Here is a 16,746-nt window from a genome sequence, read left to right as displayed (position 1 = left end):
CTCAGCGGAACAGCCGGATGCCGTCGCCCCAGCCCTGCTCGCGGCCATACTCGCCGACGCGGTTGCGGTCGTAGCGCGGCAGCCTCTCCAGCTCTTCCCTGGTCATGGTCAGCCGGGCCCGGTCGTTGCTGCCCGCCGCGCCGAGCTGGATGCGGTCGATCGGCACCGCCGCGCTGCGCTCGCCGATGCCGAGGAAGCCGCCCCACTCGACCACGGCAGCGCGGACCTGGCCGCTGCCGTCGATCAGCAGGTTCTGGATTTCGCCCGCATCCTTGCCATCGGCGCCGACCACATTGGTGCCGACCAGGCTCTGCGCGCGCGCGAGCGGCACGCCGGTGGCGCCCGGTAAAACCGTGGCCCGCTGCGTATTGCCGCCCGACTGGGCCGGGGCCGGCGCGGCCGAGGTGCCCGTGTTCCGCTGATCCCCCGCCTGCTGCTGACCCTGCCGCTCGACCTGCACCTGTGGCTGACCCTGCCGCTCGACATTCACCTGGGGCTGGCCCTGCTGCTGCACATGGACCTGCGGCTGGGCCTGCTGCACCGTCACCTGCGGCTGCGGTTGCTGCACGGTGACCTGGGGCGGTGGTTGCTGAATGGTGACCTGCGGTTGCGGCTGCTGCACGGTGACCTGCGGCGGCGGCTGCTGCACGGTGACCTCCGGGGCCCGCTGCTGCACCGCGATCTGGGCGCCGCCTGCGGCTCCGGCCGCGGATCCGGCGGCAGCGGCATTGTTGCCGCCGCCCATGTTACGGTGCAGCTCGGCCACCGCCTCTGCCGCCTCACGGAGCCGGGTCGCCGCCTGCTGGCGGTCGGGCTGCTGCCCCAGCAGGGCCTGTTGCGCCTCCTGGAGCTCGCTCCGGGCAGTGCGGTACGCATTCTGGTCCTGCACCTGCTGCGGCATCTTGCCCAGCACATCCTGCCCGGCGCTTACGGCGGTGCGCGCCTGGCCGTAATTGGGCGGCTGGTCGCCCTGACCGCCCGAGAGTTGCCGTTCCGCGTGGCGCAGGGACTGTTCGACGGTGCGGAGCTGGCCGGCGATGGCGCCCTGGCCACCCTGGGCCTGCCCGGGCTGGGCCTGCTGGCTTCCAGCCTGGCCGGCGCCTTGCTGCGCCGCCTGGGGCTGCGCCGCCTGGGGCTGGCCCTGCGAGCCCGCCTGCGCCTGCGGGCCGGCCTGGCCCGCCCCTTGCTGCTGCCCCGGAGGCTGCTGTCCCTGGGGCTGCTGTCCCTGGGCCGCTGCAAGCCCGCCGCCGCTCAGCAGCAGGCTGGTCGCCAGGGCCGTCGTCGTCAGATATCGGTTCATCTCTTCGTCTCCGTATGCCTTGCTTTGCCGGCGGCGCCCGCCTCGGCATGGTTCGCCGCCCCGCGGGACGGCGAACCGCATCGCCGGTGATCGCCACAGTCGGGGGCCCGGCCCGGCCAGCCGCCTGGGCGGGATCACGCCGCTCCGCTGCGCCTGCATGGCCGGACGGCGCCCTTGCGCCGCCCTCGCCCGGCGATGGCCTGCATGGCGCAGCGTCGCCCGGGGCTCAGCGGCTCTGGCCGCCCGGCTGGTTGCCGCTGCTGCCGCCCGAGGCGGAGGGGCTGGCACCGCCGGAGGAGCCGCTCGTGCCCGCGCCGCGGTCGCCGCCCGTCATCCCGGAGCTCTGCATGCCGCCAGGTGGCGGGTCGATCATCATGAGCACGGTATTGCCGTCCTGGGTCTTGGCCCGGACGAGATAGGCGGCGTCGAGGATCTGCACCTCGCGGAACCCGGCCTGGGTGAGCTGCTGCCGCAGCTTGTCCTGGCTCATCGCCTGGGGCTGCGAGCGCTGGCCGCCAGGGGATTGCGCCGCGCTGCCGCCCTGGGAGGGCTGGGACTGCGAAGGTTGGGACTGGGAGGACTGGGCGAAGGCGGGCGCCGCGAGCGCAAGGCCGAGCGCGGCGCCGAGAGCAGTCCGGGTCAGCCGGCGAGCTATGGGCTTCGTCATGGGAACTCCCTGTTCCTTGTTGCTGCTCCGCAGCGGGGCGGCTGCCCTGCGACGGAGACCTGCGGGGGACGAAGGACTCGGCTCGTGATGGGCGGAGCCCGGTTCCTCCGGCGGTGTGACCACAGGCGAAGGGCATCTGGAGCCATGCATCGGGCGACACGACCCCGGGGCACTCCCTAGGAAACCGATGCGTGGGCAGCGGCGTTGCCGGGCGTAACGTCCTGGCCGGGACGCCCCGGTGCCGGTCCTGGCGCCGGGCCGTGCGTCGGCCCGGCCATGCTGGAGGGCCAGGACATGCCGCAGCCCCTGTCGCAGGGCCGTCCCCTCGCCTGGCACCTCGGCATGCTCTGCACCGCCCTGCTGGTGCCGATGCTCGCCCTCGGGGGATTCCTCCTCGTCCGGATGGCGGAGGCCGAGCGCACGCGGCACGAGGGTGTCGCGCGCGAGGCCGCGCGGCAGATCGCCATCGCCCTTGATCGTGGGCTGACCACCTATCAGGCGATGCTCGAGGTGCTGGCGACCTCGGACTACCTGCGCGCCGGCAATCTCGCCGCCTTCCGGCAGCGCGCGCTCGAGGTCCCGCGCCCCGCGGGTGCGGAGATCGTGCTGCGGGATGCGGCAGGACGGATCCTGGCCGAGACCGGCTCATCCTCCCTGCCTCCGGCTGCGAACAGGCCGCCCGGCGAGGCCGACCGGAAAGCCGCCGCGACAGGAAGGCCGCAGGTGTCCGACGTGATCGCCACGGCGGCGGCGGACGCCGTGCGGTCGTTCCTGGTTGTGGCGCCGGTCCGCGGTAAGGAGGGGGACGTGCTGTACCTCCTCGGGCTCGACGTGCCGATCTCCGTGCTCGGCAGCCTCCTGCGGCGGGAGGAGGTGCCGGATGGCATGGTCGCCAGCCTCGCCGACCGCAACGGCATCGTGGCGGCGCGGAGCGCCGAGCACGCCCGCTACACCGGCCTGCGGCTGCCGGCCCACATGCTGGACGGCATCGGCGACCGGGAACAAGGCTGGATCCGGACGGAGGCGAATGAAGGCACCATCGTGGTTGCGGCCTTCGCCCGCTCCGGAATCGCCGGCTGGACGGCTGTCGTCTCCTTGCCGGAGGCGAGCTTCGCGGCACCGCTGCGCCGCTCCCTCTATTTCACGACCGCCTTCGGCCTGCTCCTCGGTGCCCTCGCAGCCGGGCTGGCCCATGCCGTCGCGCGCCGCATCGCCCGCCCGATCGAGGCGCTCGCCGGGATCGCTGCGGCGGGCTCCGACGAGGCACCGCTCGTCACCCCGGTGCGGGAGGTGAATGCCGTGGCGGGCATGCTCGCGGCCGCGCAGGCGGAGCGGCAACGACGGGCGGCCGAGCGCGAGGCGCTGCTGCAGACGCTCGACCGGGCACAGGTCCTGGTGCGCGAGCCGGGCGGTGCGATCACGCTCTGGACTTCGGGGATGGAGCGCCTGTTCGGCTGGTCCCGGTCGCAGGCGCTCGGCGGCAACTCGCATGCGCTGCTGCAGACGGAGTTCCCGCGCCCGCTGCCCGAGATCGAGGCCGAATTGCTGGCCCGCGGCGAATGGCGGGGCGAGTTGCGGCAGCGGCGCGCCGACGGCGCCCTGGTGGTGGTCGCCAGCCACTGGGCCCTGCGCCGCGGCGAGGCCGGTGAGGCGCTGGCCGTGGTCGAGGCCTGCAACGACATCACCGCCCTGCGCGAGGCCGAGGCCGCGCTGCGGCGCAGCCGGGACCTGCTTTCCTCGGTGCTGGAAGGCAGCGCCGACCCGATCTTCGCCAAGGATGCCGGGGGGCGTTACGTCATCCTCAACTCCTCCGCGGCCGGCCTGCTCGGGACCACGGTGGAGGCGGCGATCGGACGCCGTGCCGCGGACATCGTGGACCCCGCCCTTGCCGCCACCCTCGAGGCGACCGACCGCGCGGTGATCGCCACCGGCCAGGTGCGCGTGGCCGAGGACGAGGTCGCGCTGCCCGGCGGCGGCCGGCGCATCCTGCTCTCGACCAAGGCGCCCTGGCGCGACGCGTCGGGCGCCACGCTCGGCATCGTCGGCGTGTCGCGCGACATCACCGCGCGGCGGCATGCCGAGGCGCAGTTGCGCGAGACGCAGGCGGAGCTGTTCCGCGTCGCCCGAATCAACGCCATGGGCGCCATGGCGGCGGCGCTGGCGCATGAGCTCAACCAGCCGCTGACGGCCGCAGCCAATTTCGCGGAAGCGGCGGGCCTGTTCCTGGCGGGCGACGGGCCGGCGGAGCCGGCGCGGCTGGACGCCGCGCGCGAGGCCATGGCGGAGGCGGCGGCGGAGGTGGTCCGGGCCGGGCGCATCCTGCAGCGGCTGCGGGAATTCGTCGGCCGCGGCGACACCGAGAAGCGGTCCACCGACCTCAACGCGATCGTCGAGAAGGCGGTCTCGCTGGCGCTGGCCGGGACGCCGGACGCGGAGGCCACGCTGCGCCTCGACCTCGCGCCCGGCATGCCGCCGGTGCTGGCCGATGCGGTGCAGTTGCAGCAGGTGGTGGTCAACCTGGTGCGCAACGCGGCGGAGGCGATGCGCGGCGCGGCGCGGCGGGAGCTGCTGGTGGCGACGGCGCCGGACGGCCCGGAGGCGGTGGAGGTGAGCGTTGCGGATAGCGGGCCGGGCCTCGCCGCGGATCTCGACGGCCGGCTGTTCGAGCCTTTCGTGACGACGAAGCGGGATGGCATGGGCATCGGCCTCTCCATCTCCCGCTCGATCATCCAGGGGCATGGCGGGCGGCTGGAGGCGGCGGCGCGGCCGGGCGGCGGCACGGTCTTCCGCTTCGTGCTGCCCGTGCTGCGCGTCCGGCAGGAGGAGCACATGGATGCAGGCTGAGCACGGCGCGGCACGGAGCGTCCATGTCGTGGATGACGAGGCGATGGTCCGGCGGTCGCTGACGCTGCTGCTGCAGGCGGCGGGGATCGAGGCGAGGTCCTACGGCTCGGGCGAGGACTTCCTGCGCGCGGCGGAGAACGGCTTGCCCTTCGGCTGCGTGCTGCTCGACATCCGCATGCCGGGGATGGACGGCCTTGCGGTGCTGCGCGCGATGGCGGCGCGCGGCCTGCAGCTGCCGGTCGTGGTCGTCACCGCGCATGGCGACGTGCCGCTGGCGGTCGAGGCGATGAAGGCCGGTGCCTGCGATTTCATCGAGAAGCCCTATGCCGGCGCCACCATCCTGCGGGCGGTCGAGGCGGCGCTCGGGCGCGGTGACGAGGCGCTGGAGCGGGCGCGGGAGGCAACCGAGGCCGCGGCGCGCCTCGCCACGCTCACGCCGCGGGAGACCGAGGTGCTGCAGGGGCTCGTCGCCGGCCGGCAGAACAAGGTCATCGCGCTCGACCTCGGCCTCAGCCCGCGCACGGTCGAGATCCACCGCGCCAATGTCATGGCCAAGCTGCGCGCCGGCAGCCTCTCGGAAGCGGTGCGGATCGCGCTGGCGGCCGGCCTGCCGCCGGCGCCGCCCGCCGCGCGCCGCGGAGGCTGAGGCTGAGGCTGCCGCTTGGCGGTCCGGATGCCGGCGGGCCGCTCAGCCCCGCGCCTCCCGCCTGCGGCTCGTGGCCCGCGCATGGCGCTGGCCACCGGCCATGGCCGGCCGCCGCCGGGGCAGCGCAGCCGCCGGCGGCCGGGCCCGCGGGGCCTCGAGCCTGGCGCCCTCCGTCCCCCGTACCAGCGTCAGGGTCCGGTCGTGATAGGCGTCGAGCCCCGGGCGGTGGCCGATCGAGACCAGCGCGGTACCCTCCAGCTCCTCCCGGAACAGCCGCATCATTGCGTCCTGGTTGGCCTCGTCGAGCGCGGCCGTCGCCTCGTCCATGAAGACCCAGCGCGGCCGGTGCAGCAGCAGCCGCGCGAAGGCGAGCCGCTGCTGCTCCCCGAGCGAGAGGATGCGGTCCCAGCGCTGCGCCTCCTCCAGCCGCGGGGCCAGATGCGCCAACCCGCAGCGCTCCAGCGCCGCGCGCATCGCCGCATCGGCGAAGCGCCCGGGGGCGGCGGGGTAGGCAATGGCCGCGCGCAGCGTGCCGAGCGGCAGGTAGGGCCGCTGCGGCATGAACATCACCTGCCCGTGCGGCGGCACCCGGACCTGCCCGGATCCCCAGGGCCAGAGACCGGCGATCACGCGGAACAGCGTGGACTTGCCGATGCCGCTCTCGCCGGTGATGAGCACCCGCTCGCCTGGCCGGATCTCGGCCTCCGCCTCGCGGATCACCCTGGCCCCGTCGGCGCTGGCAACCGAGAGGCGGCGGAAGGCGAGGACCTCGCGCCCATCCTCCGCCGGCCCTTCCGTCACCTCGATCCCGCTGCTGCCCGGCGGCGGCTCGGCGGCGCCGAAGGCGCGGTCCAGCGCGAGCACCCGCTCGGCATGGCTGCGCCAGTCGGCGAGGCGGGGCCAGTTGTCCACGAACCAGTTGAGGCTGGTGGTCACCTGGTAGAAGGCGGCGGTGATCTGCATCAGCACGCCGAGGGTGATGGCGCCGGCGAAGTAGCGCGGGCTCGCCACCAGGGCCGGGAAGATCGTCAGCAGCATCCCGTAGGCGGAGGTCAGCCACATCAGCCGCCGCTCGGTGCGGAACAGCTCCGCCATCGCGCCGGTCACCCGGGCGAAGCCGTGCCGCAGCCCGCGCTCCTCATCCGCCTCGCCGCGGATCAGCGCGACGCCTTCCGAGTTCTCACGCAGGCGGACCAGGGCGAAGCGGTGGTCCGCCTCCGCCTGGTTGCGGCGGATATTGATGTCCACCATCGGCCGGCCGATCAGCCAGGTCAGGCCGGACCCGGCCATCGCGTAGAGGATCGCGGCGAAGACCATGTAGCCGGGGATGGCGAACTCGTTCGCCCCGAATGCGACATGCAGCGGCCCGGAGAGGGTCCAGAGGATGCCGACGAAGGAGACCAGCATCAGGCCGGCCTGGAGCAGCCCGACCGCCATCTCGACCGCATGCTGGGTGGCCCAGCGGGTATTCTCGCTGATCCGCTGGTCGGGGTTGTCGGCGGCCTCCGCCGCGAAACCCATGCGGTAGTGCCGGCTACGCTCCAGCCAGCGCTGCTGCAGATGCAGGACGAGCCAGGCACGCCAGCGCAGTTGCAGCGTCTGCCGGGCATAGAGCTGCAGCACCGCGACCGCCATGCCGGCCAGGGCGAGGACCAGGAAGAGGCCGATCTGGCGCGAGAAGGCCGGGAGGTCGCGGTTCTCGAGGGCGTCGAAGAAGTCGCGGTTCCAGAGGTTGAGGCGGATCTGCACCAGGACCTGCAGGATGGTGAAGCCCAGCACGCAGGCCGTGAGGATCCAGGCGGAGCGCCGCTCCTCCGACGCGTAGTAGCCGCCGGCGAGACGGAGGAATCGGCGCAGCAGCCCGTCGCCCCCCGCATCCCACGGGCGTGCCGGTCCCTCTGCCGGCTCCTCTTCCCTGTCCTGCCGCTCGCGCATGCCTGGAATCTGCGTGGCCAGACCCGGCACGACGAGCTCGTGCTTCCCCCTAGGAAACCGATGCGCGCCTCATCCGGCCGGCCGGCGGTCCGCTCCGGCACGGCAGCGGTTTCCTAGGGAATGTCCCGGGGTCGAGGGCAAGGGGGGCGGTGCCCACCTGCCGGGCACTCGCCCTGGCCGCGGCCCGCGATCGCGACCAGGACGGGCGTCACACTGCATCCGGGAGGCCACGACATGAAGCATCTTCTCTTGGGCACCGCCGCCGTCCTGCTCCTCGCACCGCAATTCGTGGCGGCCCAGCAGGCGCAGCCCCAGGGCCAGCCGCAGGCACAGCAGCGCAGCCAGCAGCCGCAGGCCCAGCAGCAGGGCGGGCAAGCCCAGCAGCAGCAGGGCGGGCAGGCCGCGCAGCAGCAGGGTGGCGGGCAGCAGCAGGCCCAGGCCGGCCAGCAGCCGCAGGCGCAGCAATGCCTCAACGACCTGCAGGCCTTCCGCCAGCAGATGCGCAATGAGGGCCTCTGGCTGAGCGGCTACCGCAGCGGCTATGGCTGGCCGGCCACCACCGCCACCACCCGCAGCGACCAGACCGCCGTCCACACCGCGCCGGGCACCGGCAACACCGACGCGCGCGCGGGGTCCGAGGCCCGCGCCCGGGCCGCCGATGTGCAGGCGCAGGGCGGCGGCGCGATCGGCACGGCGCCCGCCGCGCGCGCCGGGGTCGGCCAGCCGGTTGGCGGCCCCTGGGGCAATGTGAACTGGCGCGTGCCGCCGATGCAGGAGATCCGCACCCTGCACGCCGCCGCGATGGTGATGGCCCAGCGGGGCGAGGAGCGGGGCTGCCAGACCGTGCTCTCCGAGTTGCGCGAGGCCTATGGCCAGTATGGCCAGCAGTTGCGCCAGGCCGGGGCGGATGCCGGCCGGATGGGCACCTACCGCCAGCAGCAGCTCGCCAGCGCGCAGCCGGTCAGCCAGATGAGCCGCGCCTTCCGCGCCGACAACGTCACCGGCACCGATGTGCGCAACCCGAAGGACGAATACCTGGGCAGTGTCGAGGACGTGATCGTCGACCCGAACAACGGCCAGATCAGCTACGTGATCCTGGCGCGCGGCGGGTTCCTCGGCATCGGGCAGGACTACATCGCGGTGCCCTGGCAGCGGCTGCAGGCAACGCCGAACATGGACATGTTCGTGCTGAACACCAGCGAGGACGCGCTGGAGAAGGCACCGAAGGTGGACCTGGATGCCTTCTCGAATCCGCAGACCTACAGCCAGCGCCGCCAGGAGATCGATCGCTTCTGGCAGCAGCAGGAGCAGAACCGGGCCGGGTAGCCGGACATTGGGGCGGGGGCGGGTGGCTGCCCGCCCCTCCCTTTCTGCCGGAGCCGCCGCACATGTTCTTCGAATCCTGGTCCTCCCTGCTGCGCATCCTCGTCGTGGGGGCGCTGGCCTATGCCTCCCTCGTCCTGCTGTTGCGCGTCTCGGGGAAGCGGACGCTTGCCAAGCTGAATGCCTTCGACCTGGTGGTGACGGTGGCGCTCGGCTCCACCCTGGCGACCGTGCTGCTGAACCGCTCGGTGGCGCTGGCGGACGGTGTCTTCGCCTTCATCCTGCTCGTCGGGCTGCAGTACCTGGTCGCCTCCCTCTCGGTCCGCTCGAGCCGGTTCGGTGCGCTCGTGAAGTCGGAGCCGACGCTGCTGCTGCATCGCGGCCGCTTCCTCGAGAGCGCCATGCAAGGCCAGCGGGTGACGCGGGAGGAGGTGGTGTCGGCGCTGCGCTCCTCCGGCGTGGCGCAGCCGGCGGATGCCGCGGCGGTGGTGCTGGAGACCGATGGCAGCCTGAGCGTGATCCCCGCCTCGGCCGCAGGCAGCGGGGAGATGGAGGCCCTGCGCGGCGTCTGCGCCCCGGCGGCCAAGGTCTGACACGCGCCGCCGGAAAGTCCCGGCTTTCCGCGAGGCGTATCGCGCACAGGGGTTGGTGTGGCGGCTGCGCGCCCAACGAGAGGGCCATGCCGGCCGCAGGACCGCCGGCCATGGGTCAGGCATTCGCGCGGCCGGCGTGACGACGCCGCCACCCAGGGCGCCGGGGGACGAACCGCGGGCCCGCCGCATCGTTGCCGCTGGCAGACGGACAGGACACGATCCCAATGGATCTGGATGCCGCACTCACCCGGATCCGCGCGCTGGCGGATGCGACACTCGCCCTGCTGCCCGGCCTCCTCCTCGGGCTGCTGGTCCTCGGGCTCTTCCTGCTGCTCGCTCGCGCCGTGCGCGCTGCGGTCGCCCGGGCGGTGGCGCTGCGCGCCGGACCGCCGGGCCTGGCGCTGGTGCTCGGCCGGATCGGCGCCGGGCTCACCGTGCTGCTCGGCATCTTCGTCGCGGCGGCGATCGCCTTCCCCTCGATCAGCGCGGCGGACCTGTTCGGCGTGCTCGGCATCGGCGGCGTCGCCATCGGCTTCGCCTTCCGCGACATCCTGCAGAACATGCTGGCCGGCATCCTGCTGCTGCTGACCCAGCCCTTCCGGCTCGGCGACCAGATCAAGGCGGGCGAGTTCGAGGGCACGGTGGAGGACATCCAGATCCGCGCCACCACCATCCGTACCTACGACAACCGCCGCGCCGTCATCCCGAACAGCGACCTCTTCTCCGGCAAGGTGCTGGTCAACACCGCCTATGACCGGCGCCGCCTCGCGCTGCGCTTCGGCATCGGCAATGGCGACGACATCGCGGCCGCCAAGCGGGTGATCCTGCAGGCCGCGCGCGGCGCGGAGGGCGTGCTGCCCGAGCCGGCCCCGGTGGTGCGGGTCGCGGAACTGGGCGATTTCGCGGTGCAGCTCGACCTCTTCTTCTGGATCGACCCGCCGCAGCGGGTGGAGGCGCTCGACGTGATCGACCGGGTGCTGGAGCGCGCCAAGGCGGCACTGACCGATGCCGGCATCGACCTGCCCTACCCGACGCAGCAGATCCTGCTGCACGATCAGACCGAGGCGACGGACGGCGATCGCGCGCGGCAGCGGGAAGGATGGCCGGCCCGGCCGGGCGGCGGAAACCCGCAGCCGCGCTGGCGGGCCATGGACGGGATGCGCCGGCCGGACGGCGGGGGCGCAGGACGCGGCAGCACTATCAATGCCACCACTGCGGCAGCGGGACCCGCGGCGCGGTGACCGCCACGCAGCTGCGGCAGTGGTGGGCCGATCTCCTCGCCTCCTTCTGGTTGCGGCCGGCGGTCATGACCCTGGGCGCGATCCTGCTGGCCCAGTTGCTGGTGCAGAGCGAGGGCAGCCTCGACCTGCCCGCCCCGCTCGATGGCTGGGTCTATGCCGGCGGCACATCCGGCGCCCGCGACGTGCTCGGCGTCATCGCCGGCGCCATGATCGGCGTCGCCGGCACCACCTTCTCCATCACGGTCGCGGCGCTGACCCTGGCCTCCAACCAGATGGGGCCGCGGCTGCTGCGCAACTTCACCCGCGACCCGGGCAACCAGTACGCGCTCGGCGCCCTGGTCGCCACCTTCGCCTATTCCCTGGTCGCGCTGCGCTCGGTGCACGAGGCGGAGGGCGGGGACTTCGTGCCGCAACTCGCCGTCTCGGTGGCGCTGCTGCTCGCCTTCGGCTGCGTCGGCGTGCTGATCTGGTTCCTGCACCACGTCGCCACCTCCATCAGCGTGGAGCGGGTGGTGGCGCTGGTGCACGGGGATCTCTCGGCGGCGCTGACCGCGCTGCCGCGCGGCGAGCGGCCGGCCGACCGGTCGGGCCGCGCGGAGGCCGGCCTGCATCCGGCCGGGGAGACCGCGCCGCTGCGTGCACCGGGCGGAGGCTATCTGCGGGTGCTGGACGATGCGGCGCTGGCCGATTGGGCCGAGGAGCATGATGCCACCCTTTGCCTTCGCCTGCGGCCGGGCGGCTTCGTCTTCCCCTGCAGCGTGATCGGCGAGGTGGCGCCGGCCGGGGCGCAGGGCGAGGCGCAGGCCGCACTCGGGCGCGCCATGTCGCTCGGCGACACCCGCAGCGTCGAGCAGGACCTGGAATTCGCGGTCCGCCAGCTGGTCGAGGTCGGGCTGCGCGCCCTGTCGCCCGGCATCAACGATCCCTTCACGGCCATCGCGGTGCTGGACCGGCTGGGGGCTGCGCTCTGCGACCTCGCCGGGCGCGAACTGCCCGACGGGCACACTGTCCGGGGTGGCCGGCTGCGCGTTGTCCGGCCGGCCACCGACTATCCGGGCCTGCTGGATGCCATGTTCCACATGCTGCGCCAGAACGGCGCCGGCCAGCCGGCCGTCATGATCCGGCTGCTGGAGGTGCTGGCCGAGGTCGGGGCGGTGGAGCGGGACCCGGACCGCCGGCAGGCGCTGTACCGCCATGCCGCGCTGGCGCGCGAGGCGGCCCTGGCCGGCACGGATGACACCGCGGCGCGGGCGGCGATCGAGGAGCGGCATGCCCGGCTTCCCGCCGCCCTCGGCATGATCGCGCCGGCCCTGGCCTCCCGGCCAAGGCATGGCGCGGCCTGACCTGCCTCCCTGAACCGGTTCCGGCCCGATCAGGGAGCCTGGCCCCGGAGGAGATCAGGATGCCCGGAGGCCGGCGGCGCCGTCCCGCCCCGCGGAGGCGGTCGCCGATACCACGCCTGGCCGCCCGCTTCCCACGGCCGCGCCAACGGCCCTTCACACGTCACCCGCGCATCCTCCGGTCATCGCCGATCGCGGCGATGACGGAGATACGATGATGAAGCAGATTGCATTTGCAGGCATTTTCGCAGTCGTCCTGGCCGCCGGCGCGGCCCAGGCCCAGGCCCCGCTGGCCGGCACCGGCCAGGTGCCGGGGGGCGCGGCCATCCTCGGCGGCGGCAGCGCCACCATTTCGGGCGGCGGCGACACCATGACCATTGTCTACAGCACCCCCGGCGGCGGCGGTGGCGCCGGCCTGCCCTCGCAGCCCGGGCGGCCCGCCCGCTTCGGGGGCAGCCAGGGCGACGGGCAGGTGGTGGAATACCTGGCGCCGGCGCCTGCCGCACCCGGCCGCGAGGCGTGGCTGGTCGGCGGCGGCGACGATGCCGGGGTGGCCTATATCCGGGCCCGCTGAGCCGCCCGGGCTCCCCCGCCTCGAGCCCCGCGGCGGGACCGGTGCCGGACGGTCCCGCCACGGATGCCCCCACGGGGGCGGCACCCCTGCCCCGCCGGTCCCGGGCGGCCCTCGCTGCTGTTGCCAGCGCCCCGCCCGCATGGTCCGATCCCGCCACAAGCAGAGCGCGCCACGCCGCGCCGAACGGGAGGAACCACCATGCAGCGTCGCGCCCTTCTGGCGGGGCTGGCCGCCATGCCGCTCGCCCGCACCCGTACCGCCCGGGCCCAGTCCTTTCCCGACCGGGCGCTCACCATGATCGTGGCCTTCCCGGCCGGCGGCGGCACCGACCTTGCGGCGCGGCCGATGGCGAGGATCATGGAAAAGTATCTCGGCCAGCCCGTGGTGGTGACGAATCGCGGCGGCGCGGCGGGCGAGATCGGCTTCACCGAACTCGCCCGCGCGAGGCCCGATGGCTACACCATCGGCTTCATCAACACGCCGACCATCGTCACCATCCCGATCGAGCGGCCGCAGGCCCGCTTCCGGCTGGACGACTTCGCCCCGGTGCTGAACATCGTCGACGATCCCGGCGCCATCTGGGTGCTGCCGGACAGCCCGATCCGCAGCGTCGCCGACCTGGTGGCGGAGGCGAAGAAGCGGCCGGGGCAGATCAGCTACGGCACCTCCGGCATCGGGTCGGACGACCACCTGGCGATGCTGGCGCTGGAGCGGGTGACGGGCACCAAATTCCTGCATGTGCCCTTCGCCGGCGGCGCCCCGGTGCGCACCGCCACGCTGTCGCGCCAGATCGAGCTGGCAGTGACCAATATCGGGGAGGCGATCGGCGACTACCGGCAGGGGATGTTCCGCGCCATCGGCCAGATGGGCACCACGCGCTGGCCGGTGATGGCGGATGTGCCGACCTTCCGCGAGCAGGGCTTCGACGTGGTGGAGGGCTCGATGCGCGGCCTCGCCGCCCCGGCCGGCCTGCCGCGGCCGGTGCTGGACCGCATCGTGGAAGCGGCGCGGCAGGCGGCGGCCGATCCGGAATGGCAGGCGGTGGCGACCCAGCTCTCCCTGCCGCTGCGCCTGCTGGGACCGGACGAGTACCGGGCTGAGCTGGTGGCGATGCGCACGCAGTACGAGAAGCTCTGGGCGGCGCATCCCTGGCGGGAGTGAGGCCGGCCGGCAAGGGCCTGGACCTGCAAGCCGCGGATAAGCGCCGGCATGTCTGCGGGACGGCATGCAGCCGGGCGCGCCCGCCCGGGCCCGGTGGCCGCGCGCCGGGACAGCGACCGCGCCGGCACGACCGCGATGCACGCCGCCGCGATGCACGCCGCCTGGGCGGCCCCGGCGCCGCATTGCCAGGCCCCGGCGGCCATGGTCCAACCCCGGCAAGGGGCGCCGCCCGGCGCCCGCCGGAGGATTCGCCCATGCGCCGCTCATTCCTTGCCCTGGCCCTCGCGGGCCTGCTGGCCGCACCCGCCGCCGCCCAGGCCCCCTACCCCGAGCGCCCCATTACCATGATCATCGCCTATGCCGCCGGCGGCGGCACCGATGCCGCGGCGCGCACGCTGGCGCGCTTCATGGAGAAGGATCTGGGCCAGCCCATCGTGGTGGTGAACCGCCCGGGCGCGGGCGGCGAGATCGGCTGGAGCGAACTGGCCCGCGCCAGGCCCGATGGCTATACCATCGGCTTCACCAACACCCCCGGCCTCCTCACCGTGCCGATCGAGCGGCAGGCGCGCTTCAGGCTGGAGGACTTCGCCCCCATCGCCAATATCGTCGATGATCCGGGCGGGATCTGGGTGCTGGCCGACAGCCCCTATCGCAGCCTGGCCGACCTGCTGGCGGCGGCGCGCAAGGCGCCCGGCACGATCGGCTACGGCACCACCGGCATCGGGTCGGACGACCACCTGGCGATGCTCGCGCTGGAGCGGCAGGCGGGCGTGCAATTCCTGCACATCCCCTTCGCCGGCTCCTCCCAGGTGCGCACCGCGCTGCTGTCGAAGACCCTGGCGGTCGCGGTGGTGAACATGGCGGAGGGCATCACCGACTGGCGGCAGGGGCTGGTCCGCCCGCTGGCGCAGCTCGGGCCGCAGCGCTGGGAGGTGACGCCGGAGGTTCCGACGGCGAAGGAGCTGGGCTTCGAGGTGGTCGAGGGATCGATGCGCGGAGTGGCGGCGCCGGCCGGCGTGCCGCGGCCGGTGCTTGACCGGCTAGCCCAGGCGGTGCGGCGCGCGGTGGAGGAGCCGGAATTCCAGAAGGCCGCGGTGCAGCAGAACCTGCCGCTGCGCTTCCTGGGCCCGGACGAGTACCGCGCCGAATTGCTGGCGCTGCGGGCGCAGTACGAGAAGCTCTGGGCGGCGCATCCCTGGCGGGAGTGACACTGTTCCGCATGAATGCCAACACATTCATGCGGCCTCAGGCGCCGGCGCCGCCTGCGGCGGCTTGGCGACGTGGCATAAGCCGCGGGCCGCATTCGCGGCCCCAGCCGCCGATGGCGGCTGCAAGTCAGGATTCACGCCGGTCGGTATGAGGCCGGCCGGCGGACCTGCCGAGGAGGGTCACGTCCCCCGGGCGTTTCCGCTCCGCGCTGATCTGCTCTAGAAGCCCGTTGCCCGTCCGGCCGGGGGATCGCCAGATGCTGACCACCTATACCGTCGACAATGGCGCTCTGCTGGTGCGCGAGGGCCCGCATGACGTGGAGGCGCTGCGGCGCGCGATCTGGATCGACCTGCTGACCCCGACGCAGGAGGAGGAGCGGATGGTGCAGGCCGCCCTTCGCCTGGAGATCCCGACGCGCGAGGAGATGCAGGAGATCGAAAGCTCCTCGCGCCTCTACAAGGAAGACGATGCCTTCTTCCTGACCGCGCCCTTCCTGTATGGCATGGATGGCGGGGAGATGGGCTCCACCGCCATCACCTTCGTGCTCGCCCACAACACGCTCGCCACCGTGCGCTATGCGACGCCCAAGGCCTTCGCGGTGTTCAGCGCGCGCTGCCACCGCACCCCCGCCGCCCTGCTGAACTCCCCGGACGGGGTGATGCTGCACCTGTTCGAGCAGATCGTGGACCGGCTGGCGGATAACCTGGAGCGCATCGCCGCCGATATGGACCGCGCCAGCCAGTCGGTCTTCCGCAGCGCCAAGGCGAAGGTCAAGGCGACCCGCAAGGATGCCGATCTGCGCGATGTGCTGATCACCCTCGGCCAGGTGGGGGAGGTGACGACGCGCGCGATCGAGACGCTGCTCGGCCTCTCCCGCATCCTCACCTTCCTGACCGCCGAGAAGGCGACCGCCGTGCGCAAGGAGAACCAGACCCTGATCAAGTCCCTGGTGCGGGACGTGCGGTCCCTGGTCGAGCATGCGAATTTCCTGAATAGCAAGGCCAATTTCCTGCTCGACGCGGTGCTCGGCATCATCAATGTCGAGCAGAGCGCCATCATCAAGACCTTCACCGTCGCGAGCGTGGCCCTGATGCCGCCGACGCTCATCGCCAGCATCTACGGCATGAATTTCGAGCGGATGCCGGAGCTGCAATGGGATCTCGGATATCCGATGGCGCTGCTGCTGATGATCGTCTCGGCCCTGCTGCCCATCGTCTATTTCAAGCGCAAGGGCTGGCTGTAGCCATCGCGCTGACCCTGGCGGCGCCGGCGCTGGCCGCGGAGGAGGCGGGCGGCTGCCCGGCGGGGGCGGCGCGGGTCGAGCTCGTCCTCGAGGATCCGCCGCCGGTGCTCTCGGCCGCCGGGCGCATCGTGCCGCCGGAGGGCGGGGCCGCCGCCCCGCCAGGCGCGCGGCTGCATCATCTGGGCCTCACCACCTCTCGCGTCGCCTGGGGGAGCGAGATGGAGACGCGCTGGCGGGAGGGAGAGGGCGGCATCTGCGCCCGGCCGGCGCGCGTGACGCTGCGCCTGGCCCAGACCGAGCACCGCATCCGCATCGCGCGCGAGATCCCCGAGGGCGGCTGCCTGTGGCGCGCGGTGGAGGCGCATGAGCGCCGCCATGTGGCTGTGAACCGGGCGACGCTGCGGCACGCTGCGGCCGAGGCGCGCCAGGCGGCGGAGGCCTGGGCCGGCCGCGCCGAGGGACGCGGCCCGACCATGGAGGCCGCGGTCGCCGCCCTGCAGGAGGGGCTGCGGCAGGCGATCGAGCCGGCCCTCGCCGGGATGCGCAAGGCGCGGGAGGCGGCGCATGCCGCCATCGACACGCCGGAGGAATATGCCCGGCTGGGCCGCATCTGCCCGGAGGACCGGGCGCGGCTGCGCGCCCGGCTGGGCCGGCCGGGCTGAGGCGCGGC

Annotated in this window: 15 protein-coding genes; 12 read left to right on the top strand and 3 right to left on the bottom strand. The window is 73.5% G+C overall.

Features of this window, described 5'->3' with window-relative positions:
• Position 1 precedes the first annotated feature (1 nt).
• Positions 2 to 568 (bottom strand): PRC-barrel domain-containing protein, encoded by a 567-nt coding sequence (locus LHA35_RS28990; RefSeq protein WP_338050909.1) that lies wholly within the window; start codon positions 566 to 568, stop codon positions 2 to 4.
• Here LHA35_RS28990 and LHA35_RS17730 point away from each other — a divergent pair.
• Positions 515 to 1,390 (top strand): hypothetical protein, encoded by an 876-nt coding sequence (locus LHA35_RS17730; RefSeq protein ID WP_226610458.1) that lies wholly within the window; start codon positions 515 to 517, stop codon positions 1,388 to 1,390. The two genes, LHA35_RS28990 and LHA35_RS17730, sit on opposite strands and share 54 nt — an antisense overlap.
• A gap of 136 nt (positions 1,391 to 1,526) precedes the next feature.
• Here LHA35_RS17730 and LHA35_RS17725 read toward each other — a convergent pair whose 3' ends face one another.
• Positions 1,527 to 1,967, bottom strand: a complete 441-nt coding sequence (locus LHA35_RS17725; RefSeq protein WP_226610455.1) for a hypothetical protein — start codon at positions 1,965 to 1,967, stop codon at positions 1,527 to 1,529.
• A 294-nt stretch (positions 1,968 to 2,261) separates the two neighbouring features.
• Between LHA35_RS17725 and LHA35_RS17720 the strand changes: the two genes are divergently transcribed.
• Positions 2,262 to 4,811, top strand: a complete 2,550-nt coding sequence (locus LHA35_RS17720) for a PAS domain-containing protein (protein ID WP_226610453.1) — start codon at positions 2,262 to 2,264, stop codon at positions 4,809 to 4,811.
• Positions 4,801 to 5,457, top strand: coding sequence for a response regulator transcription factor (locus tag LHA35_RS17715; protein WP_226610450.1), 657 nt, complete (start codon positions 4,801 to 4,803; stop codon positions 5,455 to 5,457). The genes LHA35_RS17720 and LHA35_RS17715 overlap by 11 nt, the downstream gene beginning before the upstream one ends.
• 42 nt (positions 5,458 to 5,499) lie before the next feature.
• Here LHA35_RS17715 and LHA35_RS17710 read toward each other — a convergent pair whose 3' ends face one another.
• The gene (locus LHA35_RS17710; RefSeq protein ID WP_226610448.1) at positions 5,500 to 7,392 is read right to left on the bottom strand and encodes an ABC transporter ATP-binding protein/permease; all 1,893 of its coding nucleotides are present in this window, start codon (positions 7,390 to 7,392) and stop codon (positions 5,500 to 5,502) included.
• A 234-nt stretch (positions 7,393 to 7,626) separates the two neighbouring features.
• On the opposite strand from LHA35_RS17710, the gene LHA35_RS17705 reads away from it, so the two are divergent.
• The 9 genes from LHA35_RS17705 (at position 7,627) to LHA35_RS17665 (ending at position 16,738) form a co-directional block, all read left to right on the top strand.
• Positions 7,627 to 8,718: a PRC-barrel domain-containing protein gene (locus LHA35_RS17705; RefSeq protein WP_226610446.1), complete on the top strand. Its 1,092-nt coding sequence runs from the start codon at positions 7,627 to 7,629 to the stop codon at positions 8,716 to 8,718.
• 62 nt (positions 8,719 to 8,780) lie between these two features.
• Positions 8,781 to 9,308: a DUF421 domain-containing protein gene (locus tag LHA35_RS17700; protein WP_226610444.1), complete on the top strand. Its 528-nt coding sequence runs from the start codon at positions 8,781 to 8,783 to the stop codon at positions 9,306 to 9,308.
• A gap of 224 nt (positions 9,309 to 9,532) precedes the next feature.
• The gene (locus tag LHA35_RS17695; protein ID WP_226610442.1) at positions 9,533 to 10,549 is read left to right on the top strand and encodes a mechanosensitive ion channel family protein; all 1,017 of its coding nucleotides are present in this window, start codon (positions 9,533 to 9,535) and stop codon (positions 10,547 to 10,549) included.
• Positions 10,546 to 11,892 carry a DUF2254 domain-containing protein gene (locus LHA35_RS17690; protein WP_226610441.1) on the top strand — a complete coding sequence of 449 codons (1,347 nt, stop codon included), beginning with the start codon at positions 10,546 to 10,548 and terminating at the stop codon, positions 11,890 to 11,892. The genes LHA35_RS17695 and LHA35_RS17690 overlap by 4 nt, the downstream gene beginning before the upstream one ends.
• 214 nt (positions 11,893 to 12,106) lie before the next feature.
• On the top strand, positions 12,107 to 12,463 hold the full coding sequence (locus LHA35_RS17685) for a hypothetical protein (RefSeq protein WP_226610439.1): 357 nt from the start codon (positions 12,107 to 12,109) through the stop codon (positions 12,461 to 12,463).
• A 198-nt stretch (positions 12,464 to 12,661) separates the two neighbouring features.
• A complete protein-coding gene (locus tag LHA35_RS17680) occupies positions 12,662 to 13,624 on the top strand; it encodes a Bug family tripartite tricarboxylate transporter substrate binding protein (protein WP_226610436.1) in 963 nt (320 codons plus the stop codon).
• Positions 13,625 to 13,878: 254 nt separating this feature from the next.
• A complete protein-coding gene (locus tag LHA35_RS17675; protein WP_226610434.1) occupies positions 13,879 to 14,832 on the top strand; it encodes a tripartite tricarboxylate transporter substrate binding protein in 954 nt (317 codons plus the stop codon).
• A 257-nt stretch (positions 14,833 to 15,089) separates the two neighbouring features.
• Positions 15,090 to 16,076 carry a magnesium/cobalt transporter CorA gene (corA, locus tag LHA35_RS17670; RefSeq protein ID WP_226610432.1) on the top strand — a complete coding sequence of 329 codons (987 nt, stop codon included), beginning with the start codon at positions 15,090 to 15,092 and terminating at the stop codon, positions 16,074 to 16,076.
• Positions 15,986 to 16,738 carry a hypothetical protein gene (locus LHA35_RS17665; protein WP_226610548.1) on the top strand — a complete coding sequence of 251 codons (753 nt, stop codon included), beginning with the start codon at positions 15,986 to 15,988 and terminating at the stop codon, positions 16,736 to 16,738. The genes corA and LHA35_RS17665 overlap by 91 nt, the downstream gene beginning before the upstream one ends.
• The last annotated feature ends 8 nt before the right edge of the window (positions 16,739 to 16,746 follow it).

It is taken from the genome of Roseicella aerolata (assembly GCF_020523605.1).
Taxonomy (GTDB): Bacteria; Pseudomonadota; Alphaproteobacteria; order Acetobacterales; family Acetobacteraceae; genus Paracraurococcus; species Paracraurococcus aerolatus.
This window is presented reverse-complemented; position numbering and strand designations above follow the sequence as displayed.

Coding starts and splice junctions, on each gene's coding strand:
- LHA35_RS17730 (WP_226610458.1), top strand. CDS start 515: ATGGACCTGCGGCTGGGCCTGCTGCACCGTCACCTGCGGCTGCGGTTG.
- LHA35_RS17725 (WP_226610455.1), bottom strand. CDS start 1,967: ATGACGAAGCCCATAGCTCGCCGGCTGACCCGGACTGCTCTCGGCGCC.
- LHA35_RS17720 (WP_226610453.1), top strand. CDS start 2,262: ATGCCGCAGCCCCTGTCGCAGGGCCGTCCCCTCGCCTGGCACCTCGGC.
- LHA35_RS17715 (WP_226610450.1), top strand. CDS start 4,801: ATGCAGGCTGAGCACGGCGCGGCACGGAGCGTCCATGTCGTGGATGAC.
- LHA35_RS17710 (WP_226610448.1), bottom strand. CDS start 7,392: ATGCGCGAGCGGCAGGACAGGGAAGAGGAGCCGGCAGAGGGACCGGCA.
- LHA35_RS17705 (WP_226610446.1), top strand. CDS start 7,627: ATGAAGCATCTTCTCTTGGGCACCGCCGCCGTCCTGCTCCTCGCACCG.
- LHA35_RS17700 (WP_226610444.1), top strand. CDS start 8,781: ATGTTCTTCGAATCCTGGTCCTCCCTGCTGCGCATCCTCGTCGTGGGG.
- LHA35_RS17695 (WP_226610442.1), top strand. CDS start 9,533: ATGGATCTGGATGCCGCACTCACCCGGATCCGCGCGCTGGCGGATGCG.
- LHA35_RS17685 (WP_226610439.1), top strand. CDS start 12,107: ATGAAGCAGATTGCATTTGCAGGCATTTTCGCAGTCGTCCTGGCCGCC.
- LHA35_RS17680 (WP_226610436.1), top strand. CDS start 12,662: ATGCAGCGTCGCGCCCTTCTGGCGGGGCTGGCCGCCATGCCGCTCGCC.
- LHA35_RS17675 (WP_226610434.1), top strand. CDS start 13,879: ATGCGCCGCTCATTCCTTGCCCTGGCCCTCGCGGGCCTGCTGGCCGCA.
- corA (WP_226610432.1), top strand. CDS start 15,090: ATGCTGACCACCTATACCGTCGACAATGGCGCTCTGCTGGTGCGCGAG.
- LHA35_RS17665 (WP_226610548.1), top strand. CDS start 15,986: ATGGGATCTCGGATATCCGATGGCGCTGCTGCTGATGATCGTCTCGGC.